We start from the raw sequence: 5,309 nt of genomic DNA on the forward strand, positions 1-5,309 counted from the left end.
TATGGCCGCTACGCCAAAGGTGCCACCGAGGCGATCACCGCCCATGACGGCGTCTTCCTTGCCCGCGGTGGCCGCTATGTGCAGCTGGAAGGCAACGACCGCCCGCGCAACGTGGTGGCCCGCTTCCCGTCGCTGGAACGCGCGGTTGAATGCTACAATTCGCCCGCCTATCAGGCCGCTTTGGCGCATGCCAAGGGTGCTGCGGTCCGCGATCTGATGGTGGTCGAAGAGGTCGAGTAGGGTTTTCCTTAACTTCTAAAGGAATAATAGCGCCCGGCGGCGCGTTTGATGTTAAGATGAAAGAAAAAATGAGGCCGGGCAGATGACTTACCACGCCACGAGGGCACGCTGATGTGCCGCTGGGCAGCCTACACCGGCGCTGCGATCTTCCTTGAGGAAATCATCAGCCGCCCCGGACATTCCCTGATCCATCAAAGCCATTGCGCCACGCAGTGTCACTCGGCGATCAATGCCGATGGCTTCGGCATCGCCTGGTACGGCGCAAAGGGTGAACCGGGCCTTTACCGCGACGTGCTGCCGGCCTGGTCTGACCCCAATTTGCGCAGCCTGACCGCGCAAGTGCAGTCGGGCCTGTTTCTCGCCCATGTCCGCGCCTCCACTGGCACTGCCACCAGCCGCAACAACTGCCACCCCTTCACCCATGGCGCCTGGAGCTTCATGCACAACGGCCAGGTCGGCGGCTATGACAGCTTTCGCCGCGATGCCGACATGATGATCCCCGAGGCGCTCTATCCGGCCCGCAAAGGGGCAACCGATAGCGAGGCGCTGTTTCTTGTGGCCATCGCCGAAGGGTTGGATGCCGACCCGCGCGGCGCTTTGGAACGGGCGGCGGCGCGGTTCATCCGCCTCGCGCGCGAAAAGGGCGCGGCCCCGCATCTGCGGCTGACGGCGGCGCTGTCGGATGGCAAAACCCTCTATGCGGTGCGCTACGCCACCGATGACGCCGCACCCTCGCTCTACCACCGCTGGTCTGATGCGCGCGGCGGCTTGGCCGTAGTGTCCGAACCGCTGGAGGCCGAGGAGAGCGGCTGGATCGAGGTGCCGACGGCCAGCTTCTGCACCTTCCGGGGTAAGGACGTGACCGTCGAAGAGTTCCTGCCCTGCAGGCTCGCGCAAGCCGCCTGATCAGGGCCGGGCTTCCTCTTCACCAAATATCCCACGGGGGCTCCGGGGGTGTGAAACCCCCGGCGGGTTATCACCGCGCCACCGGTCAATCGTTAAGAAAGCCTTAAATCCATAAGGCTAACCCATTGATTTTATAAGATACGAAGCCTTGTCCACGCGTGGACATCAGCCCGCGCGTGACTGCCGCTTGCGATCATTCGAATCGAGGAACCGCTTGCGCATCCGCACCGACTTGGGCGTGACCTCGACCAGCTCATCATCATCGATATAGGCGATGCACTGCTCCAGGCTCAGCTTCACCGGCGTCGTCAGGCGCACCGCCTCGTCTGTGCCGCTGGCCCGAACGTTGGTCAGCTGCTTGCCCTTCAGCGGGTTCACCTCCAGATCATTGTCCCGATTGTGCTCGCCAATGATCATGCCCGAATAGACCGGCTCCTGCACGCCGATGAAGAAATGCCCGCGGTCTTCCAGCTTCCACATCGCATAGGCGACCGAGATCCCGGTCTCCATCGAGATCAGCACGCCCTGCCGCCGCCCCTCGATCGCGCCCTTGTGCGGCGCCCAAGCGTGGAACACCCGGTTCAAGACGCCGGTGCCGCGCGTGTCGGTCATGAACTGGCCGTGATAGCCGATCAGCCCCCGTGACGGCACGTGCGCGATGATCCGGGTCTTGCCGACGCCGGCAGGCTTCATTTCCACCAGTTCGCCCTTACGCGGCCCGGTGACCTTTTCGATGACAGGGCCGGTGTATTCATCGTCGACGTCGATGGTGACCTCTTCGATCGGCTCGCATTTTACGCCATCAACATCGCGGAACAGCACGCGTGGGCGGCTGATTGACAGTTCAAACCCCTCGCGGCGCATGTTTTCGATCAAAACACCCATCTGAAGTTCGCCGCGCCCAGCCACTTCGAACGCGTCGCCGCCTGGGGTGTCGGTGACCTTGATCGCGACGTTGATCTCGGCCTCTTTCATCAGGCGTTCACGAATGACGCGCGATTGAACCTTGGAGCCTTCTTTGCCTGCAAGCGGCGAGTCATTGATTCCGAAGGTCACCGAAATCGTCGGCGGATCGATCGGTTGTGCGGGCAGGGCGGTGTCGACCTCCACAGAGCAGAGCGTGTCGGCAACGGTTGCCTTCGACATGCCCGCGATGGTGACGATATCGCCAGCTTCGGCCACATCGATCGCAGTCTGGGTCAGGCCGCGGAAGGCCAGTACCTTCGACACCCGGAACTGCTCCAGCTTTTCGCCATCACGACTTAGCGCCTTCAGCGTGTCGCCGGCTTTCAGCGTTCCCGCCTCGACGCGTCCGGTCAGAATGCGGCCGATGAACGGGTCGGCGGACAGGGTCGTGGCGAGCATCTGGAACGGTTCGGCCCGGCGAGCAACCTGCGACGGGGCCGGCACATGGCGCTGCACCAGATCGTAAAGGGCGGACAGATCCTTGCGCGGACCGTCCAGCGCCTCATCCGCCCAGCCGGACCGGCCAGAGGCGTAAAGTACTGGAAAATCAAGCTGATCGTCATCTGCGCCAAGGTTGGCAAACAGATCAAACACCTCGTTCAACGCGCGGGTCGGCTCGGCGTCGGGCTTGTCGACCTTGTTCAGCACCACGATGGGGCGCAGGCCTAGGGCGAGGGCCTTTGCGGTGACGAATTTGGTCTGTGGCATCGGGCCTTCGGCGGCGTCGACCAGCAGCACCACGCCGTCAACCATCGACAGGATACGCTCCACCTCGCCACCGAAATCGGCATGGCCGGGGGTGTCGACAATGTTGATCCGCTGGCCTGCCCATTCAAGCGACGTGCATTTCGCGAGGATGGTGATGCCGCGCTCGCGTTCGATGTCGTTGCTGTCCATCGCCCGTTCGGCTACGGCCTGGTTGTCGCGAAACGCGCCGGACTGCTTCAGCAGTTCATCCACAAGCGTGGTCTTGCCATGGTCGACATGCGCGATGATGGCGATGTTGCGAAGCTCCATCGGGAGGGTCTCTTTCATTATATGCTTTGGGCGCGGCGATAGCGCAGAAGGGCCGGAAAGGCCAGAGGAACCTTTTCAGGTCGCGATATAGCGGTCGCGGCGGTGGTTGATCGCCAGAAAAAGGTTGAAGACAAGGGCGCCGAGAAATGACCAGACGAGGATGTTCCAATCGAGGAACAGCAACGAGACGGCGAACAGGACCGCGTCGAATATCAGCTGCGCGTAGCCCGCCTGAAACCCGGTCTTGTCTTGCAGGATCAGCCAAAGAATTGATATTCCACCAAAACTTCCGCCATGCCGCACGACTGCAAGGGCAGCAAAGCCGAACAACGCGCCGAACAGGATGGCGGCGAAGGCGGGCTCGATCCGGCCAAACTCCAGCCAGCGGGGCAAGAGGGCGGTGGCAAGGCTGAGAGCGGCCACCGCGATGAAGGTCTTCACGGCAAAGCGCAGCCCCATGCGTCGGTAGCCGAACCACAGGAATGGCAGGCTGATCACGAAGTAGACGGCGGGAAACGGCAGGCCGGTGGTGTAGCTGATCAGTGCCGCCACCCCGGTCGTCTGGCCCGCGACAAAGCCCATGTGAGTGAGAATGTGCATGCCGACCGCCGCCATGCAGACACCAAAGGCGATGCCTTGGGTGTCTTCGATCAGAGTATGGTGCGCGGCATCGGTCATCGCTGGGCGGCTATCACCGTCGCAGATTTATGTCAACAATGCTGCCTTAAATCGGATTAGGTTTTACGGCAGTCGCATTTTGAAGAACGCGATCTGCCGCTGCCCGCAGTTCTGCGGGTTAATCTGCTGATTCCGTTCGATTTTCAGTGTCTTCTTTTCGTCTACGCGGCGTCTTCATTGCGTCTACACGCACGGTTAACGCAGGCCACGTTAACCATGGCCCGCGACTCAGCTGGTTTCAGCCCAAAAGCGCCTTGTTCAGGTACTCATCAACCTTTTCCAGATAGCCCATTGTGGTCATCCATTTCTGATCAGGACCAACCAGCAGCGCCAGATCCTTGGTCATGAAGCCGTCTTCCACGGTATCGACCGTCACCTTTTCCAACGTGGTGGCAAAGCGCAGGAGCGCTTCGTTGTCGTCCAGTTTCGCGCGGTGCTTGAGGCCCCCGGTCCAGGCATAGATCGAGGCGACCGAGTTGGTGCTGGTCGCCTTGCCCTTCTGGTGTTCGCGGAAGTGGCGGGTGACGGTGCCGTGGGCGGCCTCGGCCTCGACCGTTTTGCCATCGGGGGTCATCAGGACCGAGGTCATCAGGCCGAGCGAGCCGAACCCCTGGGCCACGGTGTCGGACTGCACATCGCCGTCATAGTTCTTGCAGGCCCAGACATAGCCGCCCGACCATTTCATCGAACTGGCCACCATGTCGTCGATCAGGCGGTGTTCATAGGTGATGCCCTTGGCCTTGTACGCGGCTTCGAATTCCTCTTCATAGACCTTCTGGAACAGGTCCTTGAACCGCCCGTCATAGGCCTTGAGGATGGTGTTCTTGGTCGACAGGTACACCGGCCAGCCGAGGTTGAGGCCATAGTTCAGGCTGGCGCGGGCGAAGTCGATGATGCTGTCGTCAAGGTTGTACATGCCCATATAGACGCCCGAGGAGGGGGCCGAATAGACATCCTTTTCAATCACGGTGCCGTCGTCGCCGACGAATTTCATGGTCAGCTTGCCCGCACCCGGAAAGCGGAAATCGGTGGCGCGGTACTGGTCGCCGAATGCGTGGCGGCCGATGACGATGGGCCTGGTCCAGCCCGGCACCAGGCGCGGCACGTTGGTGCAGATGATCGGCTGGCGGAAGATCACGCCGCCCAGGATGTTGCGGATGGTACCGTTGGGCGATTTCCACATCTGCTTGAGGCCGAATTCTTCGACCCGTTGTTCGTCAGGGGTGATGGTCGCGCATTTGACGCCGACGCCGTATTTCTGGATCGCAAGGGCGGAATCAATCGTGACCTGATCATTGGTCCGGTCGCGTTCTTCGATCCCCAGATCGTAATATTTCAGGTCAAGGTCCAGATAGGGCAGGATCAGCTTTTGCTTGATAAAGTCCCAGATGATCCGGGTCATCTCGTCGCCATCAAGTTCAACGACGGGGTTTGCTACCTTGATCTTGGTCATTTGGGGCCTCTTGAAGGTTAACGGTTGGGCGCGATTTACCGCAATTCGG

At 61.1% G+C, this 5,309-nt stretch carries 5 protein-coding genes; 2 read left to right on the plus strand and 3 right to left on the minus strand.

Annotated features, from left to right (window positions below; genetic code table 11):
* Positions 1-240, plus strand: a 240-nt coding sequence (locus tag RMO18_RS08640) for a DUF1330 domain-containing protein (protein WP_309665264.1), incomplete at its 5' end; no start/stop codon positions are given.
* A gap of 111 nt (positions 241-351) precedes the next feature.
* Positions 352-1,146 carry a class II glutamine amidotransferase gene (locus RMO18_RS08645; protein ID WP_309665265.1) on the plus strand — a complete coding sequence of 265 codons (795 nt, stop codon included), beginning with the start codon at positions 352-354 and terminating at the stop codon, positions 1,144-1,146.
* A gap of 165 nt (positions 1,147-1,311) precedes the next feature.
* Here RMO18_RS08645 and typA read toward each other — a convergent pair whose 3' ends face one another.
* The 3 genes from typA to RMO18_RS08660 all read right to left on the minus strand — a co-directional run bounded on the left by typA (position 1,312) and on the right by RMO18_RS08660 (position 5,260).
* Positions 1,312-3,129, minus strand: a complete 1,818-nt coding sequence (gene typA / locus RMO18_RS08650) for a translational GTPase TypA (RefSeq protein ID WP_309665268.1) — start codon at positions 3,127-3,129, stop codon at positions 1,312-1,314.
* 75 nt (positions 3,130-3,204) lie between these two features.
* Positions 3,205-3,807: a YitT family protein gene (locus RMO18_RS08655; RefSeq protein ID WP_309665266.1), complete on the minus strand. Its 603-nt coding sequence runs from the start codon at positions 3,805-3,807 to the stop codon at positions 3,205-3,207.
* A 238-nt stretch (positions 3,808-4,045) separates the two neighbouring features.
* Complete coding sequence (locus RMO18_RS08660) at positions 4,046-5,260, minus strand: NADP-dependent isocitrate dehydrogenase (RefSeq protein WP_309665267.1); 1,215 nt, start codon at positions 5,258-5,260, stop codon at positions 4,046-4,048.
* Between the last annotated feature and the right edge of the window lie 49 nt (positions 5,261-5,309).

This window comes from Tabrizicola sp., assembly GCF_031377265.1.
Lineage (GTDB): Bacteria > Pseudomonadota > Alphaproteobacteria > Rhodobacterales > Rhodobacteraceae > JAUYQR01.

What these genes read in the sequence shown, in the direction of transcription:
- RMO18_RS08645 (WP_309665265.1), top strand. Translation starts at nt 352, where the DNA reads ATGTGCCGCTGGGCAGCCTACACCGGCGCTGCGATCTTCCTTGAGGAA.
- typA (WP_309665268.1), bottom strand. Translation starts at nt 3,129, where the DNA reads ATGGAGCTTCGCAACATCGCCATCATCGCGCATGTCGACCATGGCAAG.
- RMO18_RS08655 (WP_309665266.1), bottom strand. Translation starts at nt 3,807, where the DNA reads ATGACCGATGCCGCGCACCATACTCTGATCGAAGACACCCAAGGCATC.
- RMO18_RS08660 (WP_309665267.1), bottom strand. Translation starts at nt 5,260, where the DNA reads ATGACCAAGATCAAGGTAGCAAACCCCGTCGTTGAACTTGATGGCGAC.